Raw genomic sequence first — 22,457 nt, 5'->3', positions numbered from 1 at the left:
AACTATTTGGGACCCGCACTGATTTTCAGCGCTTTTGGTAAAAACTGCTCGAATATTTGATGCAACCGATCTTTGGTCACAGGTTTGGCGACAAACTCATTCATACCGACGTCAAAGCAATGTTGTTGATCTTCTTTAATAACATTGGCACTCAACGCAATAATGGGAACGTGTTTCCCCCACTCTCCCATTTGTCGAATATGCTCAGTAGTAATGAAGCCATCCATCACTGGCATTTGGCAATCCATAAACACCAAGTCAAAAGCTTGCTTCTCACATAGCTGAAGCGCTTCTTCACCATGATTTGCGACGCTCACTCGAACGCCGAGCTTTTCCAACATAATACGGACGACTTTCTGGTTTACGATGGTATCTTCAACAATCAATACCCAAGGTTGATTGTCATGCTGGAGGCTGGTTTCATTATCTTCAACTTTTGGAAACGTCAAAACATTAGGTCGTTCCGTGTAGGTAGACCGCGCTTTTACTACAACTGGAATCGAAAACTCAAAACAACTACCGAGCCCCAACTCACTTGTCAGTTGGATTTCTCCTCCCATTAAGTTCACCAACTGAGCACCAATCGCCAAACCAAGGCCGGTACCACCGTACTTTCTGGTTGTACTGCCATCGGCTTGTTGGAAACGTTCGAAGATCACTTGTTGGTTCTCTTTCGCAATACCAATGCCAGAATCAACGACGCGAAATCGAATCATGGCGACATCATGCTCTTGACGTGTTAACTCAACAAGAAGCTTCACATGACCACGATCAGTAAATTTGATCGCGTTGCTCAACAAATTGTTCAATACCTGTTTTAAGCGTGCAGCATCACCTTGCACTTCCGCTGGCAAGTGAGGATCAATATCGCTAAGCAATTGCAGATTCTTCTGCTTGGCTTTGACGGTATGTAAGCTGATCACATCATCCAAAATACGGCGCAGATCATAACTCGCATTTTCTAATTCGACTTTACCTGCTTCGACTTTAGAAAAGTCGAGAATATCGTCGATGATCGTCATTAAAGAGTGAGAAGAACTATCGATGATCTCTACAAACTCTTTTTGCTGAGGATCGAGTTTGGTGTCACCCAGTAATGAAGCGACACCAATAATGCCATTCATCGGTGTTCGAATTTCATGGCTCATGGTGGCAAGAAATTCACTTTTTTTGCGGTTGGCGACTTCCGCTCTATCTCTTTCTTCTTCAAGTTCAGTCTGATGCTCACGGACCTTCTCAACGCTTCGGTTGTATTTCTCCGCCAACACGCTCACTTCATCAAAACACCAACGCTTTGGGAGCGTAACTTTGCTTGGGACCTTCCCGCCACTAAAATCGCTCACTGCGCCAGAAAGCAGTTGGAGAGGGTTGACCAAGAGGCGGAAGGCGACCCAAAGCACGCCAATTATGAGCAATAGGATCTTGATCGCTTCTGTCGTGAGCAAGAAAAAAAATTGTTGCCAAAGATCTTCATAAATCGAGCTCAGATCCGCCTGAACAGTCAATGTCGCCAGATCATAGGTTTTATCACCAACACGATATTGCATCGGCCAACTTCTTTCTACGACATCCTCAGAAAGTGCGGTGCCCAGTTCGACGATAACTTCATCTTCATTAGCGATACGTAAATAATCCACAGAGGGCATGCGCATTGCGCCCTCTGCCTGAGTGAGTAACAGCTCCCTATCCTCCACCCATAAGCTGGCAGAAAAGCTCGATAAGTAACTGGATTCGACCTGCTTTAGCTCGACGTGCAAATGGGCTACATCTTCGTTAAAAACTCGATATAAACTCACAGCGGAAATAATGACGGTAAAGATTAAACTCAACGTTAGCACCGCCAACATAAGTTGGTTACCGATACTAAATCGACGTTGAGATCGCTCTTTTTCATCCATATGAAATCGCTCCGATAAACTTGCGCTACTCTAAATATAGCCACGCGTAAATAATAATCGAGGATACGATGAAAAGACTTCTACTTAGATTGGCTTTTAGTTTTATTGCGATAGGAACTTATGCTACTGCCGCTGAAGTGAACTATTACGTTATCGCCGACCAAGCAAGGCCATTTCAAATAGAACAACAGGGGCAAATGCATTCCGGGATTGTGACTGACATCGTCAGTGCCATTTTCGCTGAATCGGATTATCAGGTGAATTATCACACTTATCCGTTTAAACGAATGATTTCCATATTAGAAGAAGGTGGCGAACCAAACTGGCTAACTTACGGCAGCCCAAATTGGGGCAAGGTGCAATCAGAAAATTTGTCTGAAGAGCCCATTTACACTGTAAAACATGTATTGGTCTCTAGTAGTGAGAAACCGTTAGAGTTCAAGAATATGGACACCATGCATGGCCGATCTATCGTATTGCTACTCGGTTTTGATTATCCGAATTTAATCCCATTCTTTGAGGATGGTAGTGTGAATGAAATGCGAGTGAAAGATTATGAGGCTGCATATCGAGTAGTAACCCGAACACCAGGAGATACAGCCTTCGTCGAAATGGAATCGCGCGTTATGTACAACTTAAAACGCCTCAATTTGCCACTTGAGGATTTTCAGATCCAACCTTTCAGTTCAGTTATCCCCGACTACTCAATCTATTTGGCCTTTTCGCCCCAAATGCAGCCAGAAACTCAGGACTACATCAATACACGTTTGGTTGAGTTAAAAACATCGGGCGAAATTGATGAGATCATTCAAAGATATCAATAAATGGCCTAACGAATGAAAACGCCAACGATAGTATCGATGGCGTTTTCATCTATTGATGACATAGATGATGCTTTACTTGGTGTGATTGACAAACTTAGGATCAAACATGTGCCCTAATTTACTCGCCTTAGTTTGCAAGTAGTGTTGATTGCTCGGATTATTACCTTCTTGCAAGGGCACACGCTCAATGACGTTGATATCAACCGCTTTTAACGCAGCCAGCTTACGTGGGTTGTTCGTCATTAGTCGCACCGCATCAATGCCCAAATGCTCTAACATCCCTTTACAGAATGCGTAATCACGCATATCGGCAGCAAAGCCCAAACGTTCATTGGCTTCTACAGTATCGGCGCCATCGTCCTGGAGGTGATAAGCTCGAATTTTATTAATCAAGCCAATACCACGTCCTTCTTGACGCAAATAAAGCAGTACACCACATCCCTCTTCGACAATATTTTGTAGCGCCCTGTTGAGCTGAAAACCACAGTCGCAACGTGTACTAAACAAGGCATCGCCAGTAAGACACTCCGAATGCAACCGAATAAGCGGTGCAGCGCTGTTTGCAGGCTCCCCATACACGAGGGCAAGATGCTCTTTGTTCGTGGCAGTTTCAACGAAGCCATACATCATAAATGTGCCCCATTGGGTTGGCAATTTGGCTTTATCGATGAACTTCACGAGATTGTAGGGCTCGACATGTCTCAGCTCAGCCCGAACGTTCATCAGAATTTCTCCTAAATGATTTTCTCCTTTACCGTCTCCCCCATCCCCCCAAAAGGCATCTTTGTGAGAATGCTCTGTAAGACAAGCGTTACCCGTTCTCATTAACTGCTGCGCTAAAGGTGGATTTTGCAGAAACTTTTCTCTAACGATGAAAGCCATAACGGCCAACTTCATATCCTCCCAGTCACTTCTGACGAAATGTTCGTACTTTCGGCTTAAGGCGAATGCTTCATCGGGAGTGCTCGCGTGTTGAATTTTGCTTTGTAACTGCGCATCGAGGAACTTTTGGGCTTGATAATAATGTTCGCTGGTGGGCCAAGTTTGGGAGGATATATTGACTGGGGCATGGCAAAAATTGGAAAGAAAACCGTGGGGCTCATCGGGCTCATAAAAAAGGATTTGGTCAACCATACTCGCGCTCCTTGCTTTGTGGTCGCGATAATCAACAAAAAGCATATCGCTATTGATATATCTTTTAGTAACGCTAGGCAAGATTGTCAAACTTCTACACAGATGAAAATGAGTTTGGATCTAGAACTTTTTGGGTGAAAGAGAGGTGAATTAGAACGTTTGGATAAGAAAAATAAAGAGATGTGAGACGTTGTAGTGAGACGCTATGACTAAAATGGAAGGAAAAATAAAAAGGGCAGTCCGACGACTACCCTATGGATTGCTATACCAAACTAGAGCAATCAGTGTATCAAGCCAAGCTCCCTTGCTTCTTCAATGGTCAATCCACTTTCACGGATTTCACGTAGCGCTTCAATGCGTCTTCTGGCTTCTGCTGATTTCACTGTTTTCTCAGGCTTCACAACGGCTTCTTCATCAGGTAATTCCCATTTGTGAGCGATGTTGGTCATCTCGTCATGGTCGATAGAATTAATGGACATATTTCCTCCGAACACACCATGTTTTCGATGCGTAATCTATAGCAAAACAGGAACGAGGTGGTAAGAAAAACTGTAGGGAAATGTGACCCCTCCCGCCCTTTCGTTAACTCCTTAATAGATCCATCATTTAAGTTTTGCCAAGGGGCAAATTTACGATTAGATTTGAATAATTCCCCCTAAGAAAAGTGTGCTGATCCAGCTCTCAATTCTCGTCTTCCTTGACTTCATTAACAACGCCAGATACCACTTTTTATTTCGCCTAACTTTCGAGTCACTTCACTGATTCACCGCTTGCCACTTCCTAAAAACCAACACACCTGATAATGATAATAATTATCTTTTACATTGGTAAGGTGTTTATATGGATGGTATTAACTTAAATCATGCATACCACAATAATCCGGTCATCCAGATCCGAGATTTATGCGTCGATTACATCACCGATAATGGTGATTTCAATGCGGTAAAATCCGTCAGCTTCGATATCGGCAAAGGAGAAGTATTTGGACTTGCTGGTGAATCGGGATGTGGCAAAAGCACGATCGCATTCTCGATCAATCGTCTCCATAAGCCGCCAGCGTTCATTTCTGGCGGTAAAATATTGTTTGATGGCAAAGATATTCTTAGCCTCTCAGATTCTGAGATAACCGCTCTGAGGTGGAGTGAAATCGCCATGGTGTTTCAAAGCGCGATGAACTCACTCAACCCTGTCTTAACGATCCAAGAGCAATTCGCAGATGTATTGCGTCATCACCAAGGACTCACCAACGCTCAAGCGAAGGATCGAGCAGAAAAACTATTGGACTTGGTCAATATTCCACGAGAACGGTTAACGGAATACCCTCACCAATTTTCAGGTGGAATGCGTCAGCGCTTGGTGATTGCCATTGCTTTGTCTTTGAACCCTAAGCTGATCATTATGGATGAGCCTACAACCGCTTTAGATGTGGTGGTACAAAGGGAGATTTTACAGCAAATCTATCAGCTTAGAGATGAGTTCGGCTTCTCAGTACTCTTTATTACGCACGACTTGGCGCTGATGAGCCAATTGTGTGATCGCATTGCCATCATGCGGCATGGAGAAATCGTCGAAGTCAATCAGGCATACGAAATTCGCAATAATCCTCAACATCCCTACACACAAAAGCTATGGGCTTCTTTTCCAAACATCCACGACGTCCACAAACAACCAGAGCGACTAGGAGCGCAATCATGAATCAGCCTATCATCCAAATGAAAAACGTGATTAAAGAATTCAGAGTAGGCGGTGGTTTAGCGAAAGAGGAAACCTTCCGTGCCCTCCAAGGAGTGAGTTTTGATCTGTATGCAGGAAAAACGCTGGCTTTGGTTGGAGAATCAGGCTGCGGTAAAAGTACGTGTGCTCGCTTGATCACTAAAGTCTATCCGGCAACAGAAGGCGAGATCCTTTTCAATGGCACTAATATCAATGAGATTACGTCACGTTCAGCGCTCCAAGAGTATCGCAGTAAAGTACAAATGGTGTTTCAAGATCCGTTTGGTTCACTCAATCCAACTCATACCATTCGCCATCATCTAACACGCCCTTTAAAGATTCATAAGCAAATCAAAAGCGAGCGTGACATTCCTGCCCGCTTGGAAGCGCTTTTAAAGCTGGTGGAACTACCTGAAGAGACATTAAATAAGTTTCCTCACGAGCTTAGTGGTGGACAACGTCAGCGAGTAAACTTAGCACGTGCTCTCGCCGTCGGTTCGCAAATCATTCTTGCGGATGAGCCAACATCGATGCTGGATGTCTCCATTCGCCTCGGGGTACTGAATCTAATGCAGCGCATGAAGCAAGAGCTAGGAATCGGCTTTTTGTACATTACTCATGATTTGGCGACCGCACACTACATCGCGGAAGAAACAGCTGTGATGTACAAAGGGCAAATCGTTGAATGGGGTGATACACACTCAATACTGAAGAATCCGCAGCACCCGTACACCAAACTATTGATTTCAGCCGTTCCCGATCCAGATCTTCCTTTTGGTAACTTAGTGAAAAGTGAGCCAAACTATTCGATAGATGCCGATGAAATTCGTAGTCGTAGCAGCATCATTGTCGACGAATTTGATCAAATAGGACCCAATCACTATGTAAAACACTGGACTGAGGCTGCGTAATGGAATTGAGGACTTGGCAAGATCAGATCGCCATGTGGTATGAACATCGGAAGCATGATCAAGTTGAAAACCTGGAAGCGATCTTATATCAAGCGCCCGACGGCGTGTTTGGCCCAGAACTGAACGAAGTTCAAAGCAAAGCGATTGCTTGCTGGCTAGACGGTTGTTTACGTGTGTTTCAACATGCTAGGTACCAAGATCCTCAAAAAGCGTATCAAACCTTGCTTTACACGAGCGCAAAGCTTGAGCAAGCGGCATGTCAGGTATCGACCGATATTCTGATCAAAGATTGGTGTTTAAAGCGACTTCAGCACCTTACCGTTTTAGCGTTAGAGTTTTGTAATCAGCAATGTGATCAAAATGAGTTGCAACAACAAGCACATAACTTGATCGAGTCGCATGTTGCTTTGATGCGTTCTTTACATTGGAATGAAGACAAGAAGCATGATCAAGGTTTATCTCATTAATCTGGAAAAATGATCAAGGCTTACTTTGAGGAATTTGAGGTAAAAAAAAGCGAGTTTCCTGAGGAGAAACTCGCGAAGTCTATTCAGAATGAATGTAACAATATGAGCCAATCTATTAATCATCAGAAAGGACAAAAGGTTGTCTATTCGTGATAAATAGTAGTCTCAGGCTTGGCTCCTAATGTCAGTGATTTGTTAGAGTTAAGTCTGTTTTTTATCATCGAAAGACATTGTTACATTTCAAATCAATACGCCACGCCTATTGCTTGATGTGTATCAAGCAACGCTTTTAAATCGCCATTTCATCCAGAGCGCGGAATACCATTTCATCCATGTGGCCATCGAAGATTTGACGGCACACCTTCCGACGTACCGCTAATCCAGCAATCAAGCGCTCAATGGTAAGATGCTTGATATCATTTTGAGTGTTAAACAGCTCGACGGTTTTGCTTAATGTCTCATAAGGAATTGGCTCTTCCCCTACCCTTAGCCAATCAAGCTTCTCTATGTAATCAGAGCACTCTTCTTTGATTGAGGCATACGAGTGCCCTGTCATCGCAGATAAAGCCGTTATACTGCGTTCTAGAGCCTCTGGTGAGGTATATTTAGATAAAGTAATGGTGATCTCGTCTGCATTGATCTCTACCAGGTGTTTTCTTTGCTTCACGCGGCGGCCTAAATTCCCTCTTGGAGATGGCGCTTTGCGTTGGATAGGCTCAAATTCGCCGTCTATGATGCCTGAAAGCTCTTCAAGCTGTTGTCGGGTAACCATCTCATTACGAAGTGGGTTTGGCAGCGTAGGCGCCATGTTACGCTTTCCTGCGTTGGTTGTTCGCGCACGTGAATAACGTAAGACTTCTTCCACATCGCATTTAATATCGATCTGGTAGTCCATCACTTTGTCATTCTCGATCATAGTTTCGATCGTCAGGTGATAACCCCACAAATTCACGACAAACAGCTCATCCGTTCCCTTACCATCCGATAAACGCTTCAGCTCTCGGATCAAATCCATCGAGAATCGTCGCCATTCGATGTTGCGTGCCAGCTTCTGGTTTAATTCACTCAGCAGCATGCAGTCAGTATGACGACGCACCATGCGGCTACGGAAGAAAGAATACAGTTGGAATACCAAAGTATGTTGCTTCAAGATCTCTGGTGGGAACAAGAAGAAATAATCACGCGTTAATAGTTCTTCATAAAACGAAGGCTCCCAAACCAAAATGTACAAGTTTGGCTTGATACGAATTTCACCATCGCTTCCCTCTACAGGCGCTTCTTCAGACGCAGTGATGGTTCGAGCAAGAAAACGAAAACGATCACTTTTGAATCCTTCTGGCATGTTTTCACTTAGCCAACGACCAGTAAGTTCATGCAGCTGGAAATCGGTAAACTCAATACGATCAATGCTGTCGCGAATAGAATCACGTGCTGGACCACTGTCTTTTTTGCCTCGAAGCGACAAAATATCAGTAATGTATAACGGCGTCTTGTTCGGCACGTGTGCTGCGTCGAGTTGATACTGATCTTTGTGATGATCATGGTATTGCACGGTCAATGTGAACAGAGCAAACAAGGTCATCAGATCATCCACAGTCATGATATTTTTGGATGATCGCGTTTCAATAACCGCTTTGGTACCAGAGATCGACACCATGGATTTCTGATAACTTTTTCGAGTTCTTGGTGGTGCAAGTGCTTGGTCAATGATCCCAGCCCAATTCGTTGGAGACACGACAAATTGATCGGCTTCATCTTTCATCGTTGGAGGGGTATTCAACCCATGTTCATTCAACAAACGCTTGTTCACTTGGGTCTGAGCCAATGCTTTTGAACGTTTTTGCTTTTCGTTTTGGCGTACTTTGTCTGTAACAAGACTTGTTGCACCCAACACTGAAATAAGCTGATTAGGATTAACAAACTTATGTAACATCGTCTTACCAGCAAGTCCTTCTTCAAACCGCACTGGAGTTTGAGTAAACAAACCAATGTTTACTGCTGCACGTAAGCGTTGTTGCAGAGCTGCACGAGTGAGTTGTCCGTCCGTTGCTTCCACAATCTCTGTGGTTGAAACCAATCCATCTTTGCTGCTGAAACCTCGCAATGAGATCAGATTAAGCAACTCTAAGATGCTTTTGGTCACCCCTTTGAAATGTTGGTACTGCTCTACCCAATCTGCAGAGGATTCATGTACCTCAAAAAGATGGCCATCCTTATGGCTTCTAGGCGCTTTAATCAGAATTTTTTCATCAGCCGTCATTTTAGATCCAGATCACACTAGCCGTAGTTGTGCTATGGTTCCGAAGAATAAAGAAAAACAGATCATAAATAAAGAAAAAAGATTGTTTTTTAAATAACTGATCTTTTTGATTAATCTGATCTTAATTGATTATATGATCTAATGATCTGGCTATCGTTTTGCCGCTAAGTACATGTTCTATAAAGTGATTATTTTCATGCATGTCGGAACTATGATCATGTTGATTCTGAAACTATGATCAACAATAGCCTGAAAGCATGATCACATTTGCTCGTAAGCATGATCATTAAGTTTATGAAAAGATGATCAAAAGAGTCTTGAAACGATGATCATGATGTTTTTACAGGTTATCCACAGATGCTGTGTTTAATAATGATCTTAATTAGGGTTTTATTGAGCATTGTCGACGTTATTGATACTCGGAACGATGATCAAGAGCTGAGATAGCTATCGTTCTGGAGACAATATTGATGATAAATTACTCATGTGATGAAAATGCATCCAAGTAGCTCTTATTCCGCAGTAAAACCTGGTTTCGGGCTATTCTTAGGAAGCATGATCATAAGAGTAAGATTTATCATAGTCACTTGAACAATTTCATTGTTCCGGCTTCTCTATCCACTAATTTCTTCTCCATCCCCCATTCTGACTGCATTCAACCGTAAATTAGAGACAAAAACTCATGCTTCCGAGAGATTCTATAGCTTGATCATATTTCCGATTGATGGATCTTATTTAATCCGCGTGTTTACACCCTCGTCTACTCTATTTTTCCATGATCATGCTTTCGTATTTGTGTTTTATCATGGAAGCATGATCATAAGCATACCTTGATCATACTTCCATAGGAACATTACTTGAACAGCCCTTTTTGGCTCGGATACATGATCAAGGTTGTTATTAGCGTTCATGTTGAAAGATTGCTTTCTATTTTTTGTTTAAATTAGGTTGGTCTAACATAATCCGTAATTTAGCTTAAGAATATAATCGTTCCGGTAGAAAATTGATTTACATTGTAAATGAGTGACGCCGTAACACTTTTGTTTTTAAGTTTAAGGTGTCCATTTATTCGAAGATTATTTAATTAAAAATAGTTATGTTTTTTACCATAAATCATAAAAGCGTCGATTTGATTGTTTTTTTATGTGATGGTTATTCAAAATGTTCGTGCACCTTTTTGTTGTTTTTGGTCTTTACTGCTGTACAATTGCAAGCATAAATCCTTCCAACGGAATTTGGCATGAAAAGAGAAAAAACGATTGAAAACCTTCTTGAGTTGGCGGAGCTGACTCAGCAGGTTCAAGCTGACCGTATTGAAATTGTTTTAGAAGAGCGAAGCGATAACTATTTCCCACCAATGTCTAAGGCGATGATGGAAACCCGTTCAGGTTTAACTCGTCGTAAGCTCGATGACGCGATTGGTAAGATGGAAGCGGCTGGCCATCAATTTACTAAAAATAACGCGAATCATTATTCAATTACGTTAGAAGAAGCACATATGCTTATGGATGCGGCTGAAGTGCCTAAATTTCATGAGCGTAAGAAGAATTCAGGTAACAAACCTTGGATTATTAACGTGCAGAACCAGAAGGGTGGTACAGGTAAATCAATGACAGCGGTCCATTTAGCGGCATGTTTAGCGCTAAATTTGGATAAACGATACCGTATTTGTTTAATCGACTTAGACCCACAAGGCTCGCTACGTTTATTCCTCAACCCACAAATCAGCATGGCAGAGCATGACAATATCTATTCTGCTGTAGACATTATGTTGGGTAACGTGCCTGATGGTGTAGAAATTGACAGTGAATTTTTGCGTAAAAACGTATTGCTGCCAACGCAATACCCGAACTTAAAGTCGATTTCAGCGTTTCCAGAAGACGCAATGTTTAATGCTGAAGCATGGCAAACGCTATCTGAAGATCCATCACTCGATATCGTTCGTCTGCTAAAAGAGCAACTGATTGATAAAATTGCTGATGACTTCGATATCATCATGATTGATACCGGCCCACACGTTGACCCACTAGTATGGAATGCGATGTATGCATCAAATGCGTTGTTAATCCCTTGTGCGGCTAAGCGTCTGGACTGGGCTTCAACAGTAAACTTCTTCCAGCATTTGCCTACGGTATATGAAATGTTTCCGGAAGACTGGAATGGTCTTGAGTTTGTTCGCTTGATGCCAACCATGTTTGAGGACGACAATAAGAAGCAAGTTTCTGTTTTAACTGAAATGAACTATCTTCTAGGTGACCAAGTTATGATGGCTACTATCCCGCGTAGCCGTGCGTTTGAAACCTGTGCCGATACCTACAGCACAGTATTTGATCTGACAGTAAGCGATTTTGAAGGCGGTAAGAAGACGCTAGCCACCGCACAAGACGCTGTTCATAAAAGCGCACTGGAATTAGAGCGTGTGCTGCATTCTAATTGGCCGTCATTGAATCAGGGGTAATAAGTAAATGGCTTTGAAAACGTCTGAATTAAACGCGAAATTATTTGGCAAAACGAATAAACGTCGTGTTGTGACTCCACAAGAGGCGCAAACCGCGGCAAAAGAAAAAGCTCAAACGATTGAGCTAGCTGTCGCAGGTGAAAACATTGTTCAGTTTGAACTTGTTCGTATTCCTGCAGAGAAAGTCGCGACAGAAACAACGGTGTTTGTTGATAACGCTCGTGAGCAATCGTTCTTAAACGAACATGCTTTATCTGATGTTTTAGTCACGCTCAAAGAGCGTGGCCAACAATATCCTGCTGTGGGTCGTCGCACTGACGATGGCAAAATTGAAGTGCTAGACGGTAGCCGTCGTCGCATGTCTTGTATCCTCGCTGAACAAGATTTTTTGGTTTATGTTGCTGATAACATCAATACTGACCATGCAAAGTTTTTGTCTGATGTGGCAAATGCTCACAAGCCGCTCTCTTTGTACGAAAAAGGTAAAGAGATGCAGGCTAAACTAGATAGTGGTGAAGCTGAAGATCAGAAAGCATTGGCGAAAATGTTCCAGTGTAGTGAAGCGTTAGTAAGTGGCGCTTTAAAAGCGGCGGCATTACCGTTAGAACTGCTTCAAGCGTATCCCAATGTCGGCGATCTTGGTCGTCCAACTATCGTGAAACTGCACAAACAGTTTTCAACGTTGACGCCAGAGCAGCAGCAAGAGCTGTTAGATAAGTGTCGCTCTAGCGAAGGCTTTTTATGGCAGCGAAGCACAGCTCAAGGCGTTGCTCGTCTGACAAAAGAAGTCACGGAAAGCATCGAAAACTGGATTGCTGAGCTTGCACCAGCAAAACCTGGCAAGAAGACCGAAAAAGTCGACTTAGTAAAAGGTCGAGCAAGCTACAGCCGAAAAGGTAGCAGTCTGGCGTTGAACTTGAAGAAAGTTGACGACAGCTTGATGGAAGAGATTCTTGCCTTTGTGCAAAACAAGCTGCAATAACAAAAGATGATTGAATCAACCGCCTCCGGGCGGTTTTTTTATATCTGAGAAGCGTCAAATTAAAGATGTGATACCATTGCGTCAGTTCAACGTTGGATAGACAAAATGCAGACACAATCTGATTTCCTTTCATCACTTCAACAACAAGCTCACCAATCTTTCCAAAGATTCGGCATCGTTATTCAAGGCGAGTCTTCTTGGCAAGATGCATTGGTGTCAGAGTTCCATAAAACACAGATGTATCAACGTTGGTTTTGTGTCGGCGATTTTGGTTTGGAAAACGCATACAGTGTTTCGCCTAAACAAGGGCACATGTTGTTAGGCAGAGAGTGTGACGTTCTATTGTTTGATGCTCGAAATGGTTTTGACGCAAATAGCTTTACCGCCGCGCTTGGCTCATTGGTTGGCGGTGGCCTTCTTATTATCATTACTGAGCCGCGACAGCCTACGAACTTTGCTCAGCAATGGATGCACAAACAATGGGAGAAGCTCGTTGTTATTGAGCAAGACAAACCATTGCCAACGGCTCCAGACATCAAGCAAGCAGAAAAAGAAAGCCACTACACGGAACAAGAACATGCCATTTCTCTAATTGAAAAGGTGGTGACAGGACATCGAAAGCGACCATTAATTTTGACCGCTGATCGTGGGCGGGGGAAAACAAGTGCCCTCGGCATTGCGTGTGCGAACTTATTACAGCAGAAGCCACTTAGAATCTTAATTACGGCACCATCTATAAAAGCCGTTGAGCCTGTTTACCAACATGCTTTACGTTTACTCCCTAACGCACAGCGTATTAAGAAGGACAGATTAGAATTAGGGCAGGGAGCCATTCAATTTATTGCTCCTGACGAACTTCTATCGAGCCGACCTGAATGTGATTTGTTACTTGTCGATGAAGCGGCTGCAATTCCAGTTCCTATGCTCAAAAGCATTACCGAACATTATCATCGACTCGTTTTTTCTACGACTATTCACGGTTATGAAGGTTGTGGCCGGGGCTTTACGATTAAATTTGTTGATTGGCTTCAGAAACAGCGTTCGGGAATGAAAACGTGGCACATGACACAGCCCATCCGCTGGAGCATGAATGATGCGCTCGAATCATGGCTCTATGACGCGTTTTTGTTGGATGCGGAGTTAACGCACCATCAACTTAACCAGGTCGACTCAATTTCCCTTTCTAAAGCCGATAAGGACGATTTGATATCGCAGCCTAGTTTGCTGCGCGAGTGCTTCGCTCTTTTGGTTAATGCTCATTATCAGACCTCGCCGAATGATTTGATTCACCTTTTGCAAGACGACAACAGTCAGCTCTATTTTGCTAAGCAAGATAATGCGGTTGTGGGGGTAATATTAGCGGTCGAAGAGGGGGGGCTTGACGCTGAATTGGTTGAAGAAATTCAGCTTGGTAAGCGTCGTCCTAAAGGACACTTAGCCCCAGTTACGATTGCAAACCACCTTGGATTCCCCAATGTTGCGAAGCTATCGACGCTGCGAGTCATGAGAATTGCTGTTCATCCAGCATTGCAAGGAAGAGGCATCGGTCAAAAAATGCTGCAGCAACTTGAGCAAATGGCGGCTAAACACATTGCTTACTTATCCACGAGTTTCGGTGCGACGGAAGAGTTGGTCTATTTCTGGCGACAATCGAACTTCCGTGCAATTCGCTTAGGGTCAATGCGCGATGCTGCTAGCGGTTGTTATTCAGTCTTGATGGTCAAAGCTTGTGATTCCAAACAAACGGCTTGGGTCGATGAATCTCAGGCGCTATTTGAAGAAATGTTGTCTAACAATGTGGCTGACGTCTATCCAAAATTAGAAGCCTCAATTTTTCGAGCTCTATTACCGCAACCTTTGGGAATGAGTCCACTTCATCCCGCGAAGTTATTACTAATTGAATGCTATGCTGATGGTGGTAACAGTTATGAGTCCGTGTCTGCTTGGCTTCAGCAGTGGTTACTTAACTTAGGTTTGAACTCCGCTTCCGACTTGATGATCAGTAAGCTTTTTCTTAACCGTAGTTGGACTGAATGTGCTCAGCAATTTGGGCTACCTGGAAGAAAGCAAGTTGAGCAGCAGCTAAGGGACGAAGTAAAGCACATTTGGAACGATTTACACTGTAAACAATAAGGTGAGATTTACACTGTAAATGAAATTATTAGGAGCTGATTTTACACTGTAAATCCAGCTCCTTTTTATTTCAGTGTGTATTTTGATTGAGCTTTAGGTTAAATCGAAATGCTCTCTTAATATCTGTTTAACCGTTATTGATGGATTACTTTCTTTAGTGACGTGAGCCTTATAATAAGAAATGCGAGGTTTGTTCAGAAAACGGATTTGGGTAGACTGAAAGTGTTGATGGGAAGCAAAGTGGTAAGGGTATGTGGAAGCTGTGTCTTGAGTTATCTGAAGATAAGACCAAGGTGATAGCCTGTCTTCCGGGAGAAGTGGACCTCGGTGGTGAGCTAAATCAAAATGAATTAAACGAGCAGCTCGTCGCAATGAACGCTGAAAAGATGTTTGTTGTTGAGGGGGAAGTCGTGAGATTCATTAACTGCGCCAAAGAACGTAAAGCCGAGGCCTACGAAGGAATCGTCATTGCGGAAAAACGCAACGCGCAAGTTGAGGTTGAATTATCGAATAATGACATGCTCGCCAGTATGAACGTTGTCGGCGCGTACGGAGGCCGAGGTTTACGTGGCCCCGAGATTGTTCAAGCCCTTGCTCAAGCGCGAGTTTCGAAAGGCATCAACAAACTGGCTTTGAAGAAAGTGTTGGTTGTCAGCACTCAGCTCAAACCAGGCGAAACTTTTTCTCAACCTGTAGCGGTTGGTAAGCAACCTATCAAAGGCAAAGACGCTCTTTTTACTCCTCTCGTTAAAGACATCACCAAACGCATCCTCAAACCCAAAGACGGCCAATCTGCTAGCGACAAAATTGATTTACGTAACCTCGGTGAAACTATCGCGGTTGACGTAGGCGATGAGGTGATGCGCCGCACGCCTGCGACCAAAGGTACGCCAGGTTTTACTGTTCAAGGGCGAGTGATTCCTCCACAAGCTGGAAAAGACAGCCCAATGAAGCCAGGCAAGGGCACCGAGATAAGCAAGCACGACCCAAACCTATTGATTGCATCGGTATCCGGTACGCCTCTAATTAAAGACAAAACCATTGAAGTTGATAACGCACTCTGTCTCAATAGCGTTGGCGTGAATACAGGTCACGTGAAATTCAAAGGGAATGTGATTATCGGTGGCAACATTGAATCCGGAATGATTGTTAAAGCGACGGGCTCTATTACTGTAGGCGGCTTCATTGAATCGGCTGACGTACAAGCACAAGACGACATCCAAGTCGGTAAAGGGATCATTGGCCACACCGTGAGTGATGGTCAGCCAAAGAGCTGTCACGTCAAAGCCAAAGGTTCGATTCGTGCCAGCTACGCCCAATATTGTGATTTGCAAGCCGGCGAAGATATTGAGTTGGCGGTGCACAGCATGAATAACGATATTCTTTGTGGGCGCAATCTGACGGTGCTGGATGCGAACGGTAGGAACGGTACGCTCAGCGGCGGGGATGCAAAAGTCGGTGACAAAGTGGTGTGTTTACAATTGGGCGTAGAAGGCGACACCGCCACTAAGGTAGAAGCGTTCGCGCGATATTCTGCATTTAAGGAGCGATTAGCAGAGCTCAAAGATCAATATAAACGCGCTCAAGAAGGAACGATGGATGTGATTCGTAAAGAGCTCGAATTTAAGAAACGTCCTAAAGCCGAACGTACCGACGAAGAACAAGCTCAGATTGATGTGATGAAAACACAAAACAACGAGCAGCTTGAAGCGATAAAGCAAAAGCTAGAACAAACGGAACATGACTTTGAAGTCGCGTTAGAAGAAAATATTGTCGAAGCCAAAGAGCGTGTCTTCACTCGCGTGACGGTGCAGTTTGGCGACGAACAAGTAACGACAAAGCGCACTCATGGCGGTTGTTCGTTCCGTTTCAATCAATACGAAATTAAAGTCTCGGCGAACTTGGAAGAAGAGGACGTCGCTGCGGTTTAAGCTTTCTTACTCACTGAGCCCACACGTCGCAACAAGATGTGTGGGCTTTTTTATCTACAAATCGACAATGTGCTCTTGATAGTAGTCCGCAAGCGCACCAACTTGGCTGCTACACATTACTTTCATTGCTTGTTTAATGTGTTCTATTGGCCAGTTCCACCATTGGATATTGAGTAGAGTTTCAATCTCTTTATCGCTAAATCGTTGACGTACGACTTGGTTGTTTCCAACCACCACCGAATAAGGTTGCACGTCTTTCGTCACTACGGCGCGTGCTCCGATGACGGCTCCATCGCCGATGTTTACTCCAGGCATGATCATCGCCTCACTGCCAATCCAAACATCATTCCCCACCACTGTATCTCCGGCACGCTCGAAACCGTCTTGTACGCCTTCTCCAAATTCTTCAGGAGAGAAGGGGAAGGTCGAAATCCAGTCAATGCGATGACCTTGATTTCCTGCCATCATGAAGGTGGCTCCAGAAGCGATGGAACAAAACTTGCCAATGATTAATTTGTCGATGCTATCGGGTTCTCTACTTTGCCATTCTTGAAGTGTGACGGGGTCACCCAACAAGTAGCGTACTGCTTGCTCTTCGAAGCTTTTTTGATGATAGAAGCCCGAGTAATAGCTGTAATCGCCAACGATGATATTGGGATTAGTGATGTGATCTTTAATGATTTGACCTTTTAACCACGTGTCGAAAACACTCATAACTCATCCTTTCAAATTTAGGTTGTACAGAGTTTAGATGCTTTCTATTATTTCCAGTAGTTTGATTTTAGAGATTCAGAATTACTGTATGGAAATAAAATGGCTCAGCTACGTACCACTTTACGTCGCTTTGTGCGAGGAGCGAAGTATTGCTGGCGCAGCAAAGCGACTGAATTGTTCGAATGCGCATGTAAGTCGGCAACTTAAACAGCTTGAAGACATATTGTCGGTGCAGCTGATTCAGCGAACTACGCGCCAGTTTAATTTGACCTACGATGGTTTGCGGTTTTATCAGCAGGTAAAGCAACTGCTCGAAGGCGCTGAGCAGATCAATGAGCAAGTCATGGCAAACGAGATCGTATCGGGAAAATTGAGAATAGCGACGTCCGCTTCTTTTGGAGCCGCGTTACTCAGCCAAACATTGATCGATTTTCGATTGCAGCATCCACAAGTGAGCGTCGAAGTGATCTTCACAGAGACACCTCTCGACTTGATTGAAGCTGGGTTTGATATCGCATTCTACTTTACCGATACCCCTCCTGAGGGATACGTCGGCCATCAGTTACGCGCTTTACACTGTAAACCGATCGCTCATCGCTCGTATTTAGCTGATAAACCAAATGTAAGTACGCCAGAGGAGCTTGGCGACTTGGAGCACATCCTTTATAAAAGTCGTGACTTGGTGTTAGATAAATGGACGTTTACGCATAAGCAAACTCAGCAGCAGTGCAGTATTGGGTTAGAAAGTACGCTGAGTTTTAATCTTGTCCAGTCCATGTTGGATGCTACTTTGGCTGGCTGTGGTGTAGCCATGTTAGATGAATTTGCACTGGCTAAACTCGAACCTGCACAAAAAGAACAACTCGTGAGTTTGCTGCCAGAATGGCAAACGGATGCGATTTTGCCGCTTTATCTGCTTTACCCAAAACGTGAGCACTTACCAAGAAGAACGCGAGCGTTCATTGATCACTTTAGGAACATATATTCTGTCGGCGAATAGCGACAATAAACTTAGCAACAAAAGAGGAAGCAAAGGAATGCGAAAACACTGTCACCAGCTTTCCTGATGCAGGCGTGTTGGTCAAAACAGGTAACGAAGAAAACATATTACGAGGGTGAGCTTCTTCAAATCAGCATTAAAGGCAATAACTACTGACCGGACACAGAAGAAGCTCATGGATTCAGCTAACTGACATTAAGTATCGTGCTTACAGCTCGTAACGCAGACCTAAGTGGTAGTAGCTTTCGTCTGCGTGCGCACCGCCAAACGAGACTTCTTGTCCATTGCTGTAGCCACGCGAGCCGTTACGATCAACGTAGTTTGTGTAGATAGAAGAACGAGGCGTCAGTTTGTATTGCACTTCTAGCGTTGTATCTTTCAGCTCTAGCTCGTCACCATCACTGTTTTCTAAAGAACGATAACCAGCACGCAGTGCCCATTTGTCATTTACAATGTAAACCGCCGTCAGTTCCATCACTTTGTCGGTGCTGGTTTGTGAGTAATAGCCCTCTAGTTCATCTTCCGAGTACAACGCACCCAACATCAAATCTCCTAGGTAGTAACGTGTACCTGCGCCCCAGAAGGTGTAATCGGTGTCGTTGCTTTCACGTGCATCACCTTTATTTTTCTGCAGCGCCACCACTGGTGCCAAGGTACCCAAATTCCCCATATCTAGCGTATAACGCAGTGCAGTGTTGTAACCGTAGTCGAGTTCAGAAGTGTTGTTTCCTAAAATGTACGCGACAGAAAAATCGAAATTACCTAGGCTGTTTTGGTATTGCAGCGTGCCATCTTGACGGAAAACTTGCGTCGCGGTTTTGTCGACTTTATTCGCTTGGCGCGCCATAGAAACATCGGAAGAGGCGAACACATCACCAATGTCGGTAAACATAATCAATCCAGATGCCACGCGACCACCAGTAATGCGACCATAATCTTTCGCATCAATACCCGCCCATACATAACGTGCGGTCAGAGACGGTTTGTCGTTTACTTGGTTTGCGTATTCAGCGGCACCCACTTGGTATTGCGCTTGGCCGATGATCGACGCGTACTCGTTGATGGTTTGTGAACCGTTTAAACCAATACGGCCATCAAATTCGCCATTTGCATCGCCGTGCTCATCATTTTTACTGGTAACATTGAAACCAAGACGAGAATAAATATTTAAAACTGACCCATCTTCCGCTTGATACAGCTGCGCTGCCATTGCGTTTGATGCCATCAATGTTGGGAGAAGTAGAGTCAAAATGTGCTTTTTCATGATTAACGACCTTTCATTTCTATTGTTTTAGGTACGACAAAGCCCCTTCCGAGTAACGGAATAAGAAAAATTGTCGTGAAGTAGAGAGAGGGTGCGCCCTTGTTTGCCAAGGGCGCGAGCTAGTCCATTCCTATAGGGGAAGAATGATTTAGCTTAAATCGACGTCTTTGCAGCCAAAGAAGTAAGTCGCGAGGAAGCCGACGATGTAAGAGATAAGCAGGCCAGCAACAAACACCATCATGCCCGGGAAGATGCCATTTTCTGATGTCATGAGAGGAATCGCCACGATACCGGATGGGCCAAACACCGTATTAAGACCAACTGGCAAGCCAAGGTAAGAAACTAAGCCGATAAAGAAGCCGCCCGCAGCGCCACCAATACAAGCGGTAACGAATGGTTTTACGCGTGGTAATGTCACGCCGTAAATCAATGGTTCGCCAATGCCTAGAAGACCCGGAATAATAGCGCCTTTAACTTGGGTGCGCAGTAGAGCGTCTTTTTTGGCTTTGAAATACAGCGCCATTGACGCGCCAACCTGACCGCCACCTGCCATCGCCAGGATAGGGAATAGTGAGTTAAAGCCCTGTGCTTCCATCAATGCGAAGTACACTGGAACAAAACCCTGGTGGATGCCAAATACCACAGAAATTAAGAACAAACCTGCCAAGATTGCAGCGCCTAATGGGTTATCGTTCAAGTTGAGGAACAACCAAGACATCCCTTTAAACAGCTCGCCGCCGATTGGCATGATGATCAAGAAGGTTACCGCACCCATGATCAACAGAGTGATAACGGACGTTAAGATCATATCCAGATCATCTGGCATGTATTGACGAACCTTACGCTCGACTTGCGCACCGATGATCGCCGCCAAAAGTACGCCGATAATGTTGCCGCGCGGATCAATCGCAAAGCCGAAAAACTCGTTCATGCCAGAGTAAATGCCGGATGTCGCCTCAGGGTTGTAACCCAGCACAAACAAAGAGGCGAGAATGGCACCATTAACACCAGAGCCGCCAAATGCTTGCTGCGCGTTGTAACCAATCAGAATACTTAGGAAAGCAAACAGACCCTTACCAAAGACTTTCATGTAGGCGATCAAATCCAACATAAACTGGCTTGGTGTCTGGTCAAGAACAAACATCTGCTCCAATAACGTCGCAAAACCTAGCAACAAACCAGCGGCAATAAAGCCAGGGATCAACGGCGTAAAGATGGTGGCAAACTTGCTTAAAAAACGCTGAACCGCACTGGTTTGTTTGCTCTTCATCTGTTTTTTCTGCTCGGCCGCGACGGCAGAAAGATCTTGTTGCGGCATATCTGCTTCTTCACTGTCACCAGAGGTTAAGCTTTCGATCAGTTGATTCATCATCTCAGCCGCTTGTTGAGCTTTTCCGGGACCGAGAATGATCTGAAACTGCTCATCGCTTTCCACCACACCCATTACGCCGGGAATTTGCTTGATAACTGATTGATCAGCCAAGCCATTGTTGGCGAGCGATAAACGCAAACGCGTCATACAGTTACCACATTTGCTTACGTTGCTACTGCCACCCACTGCGGACAGCAACTGCGATACTGTGTTTGAAGTTATTTTTGCCATAGGGTCTATCCTTCAGAACTCGGATTATTTAGTTATTATTTAGTGCTGCGCGAATAAAGCCGTTGTGCGCGGCGAGGCGTGATTTGGCTTGTTCGGCATCCAAATCGGCCAAAATCATTAAGATGGCAGTTTTGCAGTGGCGACCGCAGGCATTTAATGCTCGCTCTGCTTCTTCTTTTGATGCGTCGGTTGCTTCCACAACAATGTTGGTTTGGCGTAGGATGAGCTTGGCGTTAGTGGCTTCTACATCCACCATTAAGTTGCCAAATACCTTACCGCTACGAATCATTGCGCCTGTCGTGAGCATGTTTAACACCAGTTTTTGTGCGGTGCCGGCTTTCATGCGAGAAGATCCAGTGACAACCTCTGCGCCAACTATCGGCAGAATCGCGATGTCGGCCACTTCTGCCATGGTACATTCTGGATTACAAGCGATAGATGCGGTCGTAGCTCCGATGGATTTAGCGTACTCCAAACCACCTAGCACATAAGGTGTACGGCCACTTGCAGCGATGCCTACAACCACGTCATTCTTGGTGAGGTGAAGTGCTTTTAAGTCGTCTTGACCCATTTTCGCGTTGTCTTCTGCGTTTTCTACCGCTTTTAAAATCGCTTGATGTCCACCAGCAATTAAGCCAATCACCATATCTGGATGCGTGCCGTAGGTAGGAGGACACTCGCTTGCATCAAGAATGCCTAAGCGACCTGACGTACCAGCTCCCATGTAAATTAAACGGCCACCATTTGCAAAAGCTTGGGTAATTGCGTCAACTGTCTCTGCAATTTGTGGTAGCACCGCTTTTACCGCGAGCGGGACTTTTTGATCCTCTTCATTAATGACTTGCAGCATCTCGATGGTCGAAAGCGTATCGATCTCGGCACTGGCTGGGTTACGGCTTTCTGTCACCAATCGGCTTAAATCAATTTTCATGTTTTGCACTCTTCGTAATGTTCAATCTGAGGGCGATTTTATGGAATAAAATATTCAGGTTTGGTGATAAAAATCACACTTGAGGTTATTCTTTATGCAGGAGAAATTTGGAATAATGAGAGAAAATATACGTCTATTACATCCGGGATTAACTGTCTTGGTTAGAATAATCAGGGGGTTAAATCAAACGCCTATTATTTCTGTTTTGGAATAATTTATTTAAAATTTTTGAGG

General features: G+C 44.2%; 17 protein-coding genes. 9 read left to right on the top strand and 8 right to left on the bottom strand.

All coding sequences use genetic code 11. From position 1 onward, the window contains the following. Window positions 1-2: 2 nt before the first annotated feature. Window positions 3-1,898, bottom strand: a complete 1,896-nt coding sequence (locus FKN16_RS12445; protein WP_170902821.1) for an ATP-binding protein — start codon at window positions 1,896-1,898, stop codon at window positions 3-5. A 68-nt stretch (window positions 1,899-1,966) separates the two neighbouring features. Between FKN16_RS12445 and FKN16_RS12440 the strand changes: the two genes are divergently transcribed. After that, window positions 1,967-2,722, top strand: a complete 756-nt coding sequence (locus FKN16_RS12440; RefSeq protein WP_047009717.1) for an ABC transporter substrate-binding protein — start codon at window positions 1,967-1,969, stop codon at window positions 2,720-2,722. A 72-nt stretch (window positions 2,723-2,794) separates the two neighbouring features. Here the strand turns inward: FKN16_RS12440 and ribA are convergent, their stop codons facing one another. Beyond that, on the bottom strand, window positions 2,795-3,856 hold the full coding sequence (gene ribA, locus FKN16_RS12435; RefSeq protein ID WP_006740907.1) for a GTP cyclohydrolase II: 1,062 nt from the start codon (window positions 3,854-3,856) through the stop codon (window positions 2,795-2,797). A 281-nt stretch (window positions 3,857-4,137) separates the two neighbouring features. Continuing rightward, the gene (locus FKN16_RS12430) at window positions 4,138-4,335 is read right to left on the bottom strand and encodes a hypothetical protein (protein WP_005392088.1); all 198 of its coding nucleotides are present in this window, start codon (window positions 4,333-4,335) and stop codon (window positions 4,138-4,140) included. Between the two features lie 361 nt (window positions 4,336-4,696). Here FKN16_RS12430 and FKN16_RS12425 point away from each other — a divergent pair, with 361 nt between their 5' ends. From FKN16_RS12425 to FKN16_RS12415, 3 genes are read left to right on the top strand one after another with little or no spacing between them, the layout of a single operon-like run. Next, window positions 4,697-5,551 carry an ABC transporter ATP-binding protein gene (locus tag FKN16_RS12425; protein ID WP_170902820.1) on the top strand — a complete coding sequence of 285 codons (855 nt, stop codon included), beginning with the start codon at window positions 4,697-4,699 and terminating at the stop codon, window positions 5,549-5,551. Next, entirely contained in the window at window positions 5,548-6,480 is a 933-nt protein-coding gene (locus tag FKN16_RS12420) for an ATP-binding cassette domain-containing protein (RefSeq protein WP_170902819.1), read from the top strand. The genes FKN16_RS12425 and FKN16_RS12420 overlap by 4 nt, the downstream gene beginning before the upstream one ends. Beyond that, window positions 6,480-6,947, top strand: a complete 468-nt coding sequence (locus FKN16_RS12415) for a transcriptional regulator (RefSeq protein ID WP_170902818.1) — start codon at window positions 6,480-6,482, stop codon at window positions 6,945-6,947. Before FKN16_RS12420 ends, FKN16_RS12415 begins: the two co-directional genes overlap by 1 nt. Window positions 6,948-7,236: 289 nt before the next feature. Here FKN16_RS12415 and FKN16_RS12410 read toward each other — a convergent pair whose 3' ends face one another. After that, complete coding sequence (locus tag FKN16_RS12410; RefSeq protein ID WP_170902817.1) at window positions 7,237-9,207, bottom strand: replication initiator protein RctB domain-containing protein; 1,971 nt, start codon at window positions 9,205-9,207, stop codon at window positions 7,237-7,239. A gap of 1,240 nt (window positions 9,208-10,447) precedes the next feature. Here FKN16_RS12410 and FKN16_RS12405 point away from each other — a divergent pair. The 4 genes from FKN16_RS12405 (at window position 10,448) to FKN16_RS12390 (ending at window position 16,711) form a co-directional block, all read left to right on the top strand. Continuing rightward, window positions 10,448-11,665, top strand: coding sequence for an AAA family ATPase (locus FKN16_RS12405; protein ID WP_005374503.1), 1,218 nt, complete (start codon window positions 10,448-10,450; stop codon window positions 11,663-11,665). A 7-nt stretch (window positions 11,666-11,672) separates the two neighbouring features. Then, a complete protein-coding gene (locus FKN16_RS12400) occupies window positions 11,673-12,647 on the top strand; it encodes a ParB/RepB/Spo0J family partition protein (RefSeq protein ID WP_170902816.1) in 975 nt (324 codons plus the stop codon). Window positions 12,648-12,752: 105 nt separating this feature from the next. Continuing rightward, window positions 12,753-14,780 (top strand): GNAT family N-acetyltransferase, encoded by a 2,028-nt coding sequence (locus tag FKN16_RS12395; RefSeq protein ID WP_170902815.1) that lies wholly within the window; start codon window positions 12,753-12,755, stop codon window positions 14,778-14,780. Window positions 14,781-15,031: 251 nt separating this feature from the next. Then, window positions 15,032-16,711, top strand: a complete 1,680-nt coding sequence (locus tag FKN16_RS12390) for a FapA family protein (RefSeq protein WP_170902814.1) — start codon at window positions 15,032-15,034, stop codon at window positions 16,709-16,711. Between the two features lie 54 nt (window positions 16,712-16,765). On the opposite strand, the gene catC is transcribed toward FKN16_RS12390, so the two are convergent. Then, window positions 16,766-17,425, bottom strand: a complete 660-nt coding sequence (gene catC, locus FKN16_RS12385) for a type C chloramphenicol O-acetyltransferase (RefSeq protein ID WP_170902813.1) — start codon at window positions 17,423-17,425, stop codon at window positions 16,766-16,768. A gap of 88 nt (window positions 17,426-17,513) precedes the next feature. On the opposite strand from catC, the gene FKN16_RS12380 reads away from it, so the two are divergent. Continuing rightward, window positions 17,514-18,425, top strand: a complete 912-nt coding sequence (locus tag FKN16_RS12380) for a LysR family transcriptional regulator (RefSeq protein ID WP_170902812.1) — start codon at window positions 17,514-17,516, stop codon at window positions 18,423-18,425. Window positions 18,426-18,633: 208 nt separating this feature from the next. Here FKN16_RS12380 and FKN16_RS12375 read toward each other — a convergent pair whose 3' ends face one another. The 3 genes from FKN16_RS12375 to murQ all read right to left on the bottom strand — a co-directional run bounded on the left by FKN16_RS12375 (window position 18,634) and on the right by murQ (window position 22,223). Then, window positions 18,634-19,689: a porin gene (locus FKN16_RS12375; protein ID WP_170902811.1), complete on the bottom strand. Its 1,056-nt coding sequence runs from the start codon at window positions 19,687-19,689 to the stop codon at window positions 18,634-18,636. A 148-nt stretch (window positions 19,690-19,837) separates the two neighbouring features. Next, window positions 19,838-21,292 carry a PTS N-acetylmuramic acid transporter subunit IIBC gene (gene murP / locus FKN16_RS12370; protein WP_170902810.1) on the bottom strand — a complete coding sequence of 485 codons (1,455 nt, stop codon included), beginning with the start codon at window positions 21,290-21,292 and terminating at the stop codon, window positions 19,838-19,840. Window positions 21,293-21,320: 28 nt separating this feature from the next. Next, on the bottom strand, window positions 21,321-22,223 hold the full coding sequence (murQ, locus tag FKN16_RS12365; protein ID WP_170902809.1) for an N-acetylmuramic acid 6-phosphate etherase: 903 nt from the start codon (window positions 22,221-22,223) through the stop codon (window positions 21,321-21,323). Window positions 22,224-22,457: the final 234 nt, after the last annotated feature.

Origin of the sequence: Vibrio sp. 11-4(1) (assembly GCF_013048625.1) — a bacterium.
Taxonomy (GTDB): Bacteria; Pseudomonadota; Gammaproteobacteria; order Enterobacterales; family Vibrionaceae; genus Vibrio; species Vibrio diabolicus.
This window is presented reverse-complemented; position numbering and strand designations above follow the sequence as displayed.

Excerpts from the sequence above, each read along its gene's own strand:
- FKN16_RS12440 (WP_047009717.1), top strand. The coding sequence starts at position 1,967 with ATGAAAAGACTTCTACTTAGATTGGCTTTTAGTTTTATTGCGATAGGA.
- murQ (WP_170902809.1), bottom strand. The coding sequence starts at position 22,223 with ATGAAAATTGATTTAAGCCGATTGGTGACAGAAAGCCGTAACCCAGCC.
- FKN16_RS12405 (WP_005374503.1), top strand. The coding sequence starts at position 10,448 with ATGAAAAGAGAAAAAACGATTGAAAACCTTCTTGAGTTGGCGGAGCTG.
- FKN16_RS12445 (WP_170902821.1), bottom strand. The coding sequence starts at position 1,898 with ATGGATGAAAAAGAGCGATCTCAACGTCGATTTAGTATCGGTAACCAA.
- FKN16_RS12390 (WP_170902814.1), top strand. The coding sequence starts at position 15,032 with ATGTGGAAGCTGTGTCTTGAGTTATCTGAAGATAAGACCAAGGTGATA.
- FKN16_RS12380 (WP_170902812.1), top strand. The coding sequence starts at position 17,514 with ATGGAAATAAAATGGCTCAGCTACGTACCACTTTACGTCGCTTTGTGC.
- murP (WP_170902810.1), bottom strand. The coding sequence starts at position 21,292 with ATGGCAAAAATAACTTCAAACACAGTATCGCAGTTGCTGTCCGCAGTG.
- FKN16_RS12425 (WP_170902820.1), top strand. The coding sequence starts at position 4,697 with ATGGATGGTATTAACTTAAATCATGCATACCACAATAATCCGGTCATC.
- FKN16_RS12415 (WP_170902818.1), top strand. The coding sequence starts at position 6,480 with ATGGAATTGAGGACTTGGCAAGATCAGATCGCCATGTGGTATGAACAT.
- ribA (WP_006740907.1), bottom strand. The coding sequence starts at position 3,856 with ATGGTTGACCAAATCCTTTTTTATGAGCCCGATGAGCCCCACGGTTTT.
- FKN16_RS12410 (WP_170902817.1), bottom strand. The coding sequence starts at position 9,207 with ATGACGGCTGATGAAAAAATTCTGATTAAAGCGCCTAGAAGCCATAAG.
- FKN16_RS12420 (WP_170902819.1), top strand. The coding sequence starts at position 5,548 with ATGAATCAGCCTATCATCCAAATGAAAAACGTGATTAAAGAATTCAGA.
- FKN16_RS12430 (WP_005392088.1), bottom strand. The coding sequence starts at position 4,335 with ATGTCCATTAATTCTATCGACCATGACGAGATGACCAACATCGCTCAC.
- FKN16_RS12400 (WP_170902816.1), top strand. The coding sequence starts at position 11,673 with ATGGCTTTGAAAACGTCTGAATTAAACGCGAAATTATTTGGCAAAACG.
- catC (WP_170902813.1), bottom strand. The coding sequence starts at position 17,425 with ATGAGTGTTTTCGACACGTGGTTAAAAGGTCAAATCATTAAAGATCAC.
- FKN16_RS12375 (WP_170902811.1), bottom strand. The coding sequence starts at position 19,689 with ATGAAAAAGCACATTTTGACTCTACTTCTCCCAACATTGATGGCATCA.
- FKN16_RS12395 (WP_170902815.1), top strand. The coding sequence starts at position 12,753 with ATGCAGACACAATCTGATTTCCTTTCATCACTTCAACAACAAGCTCAC.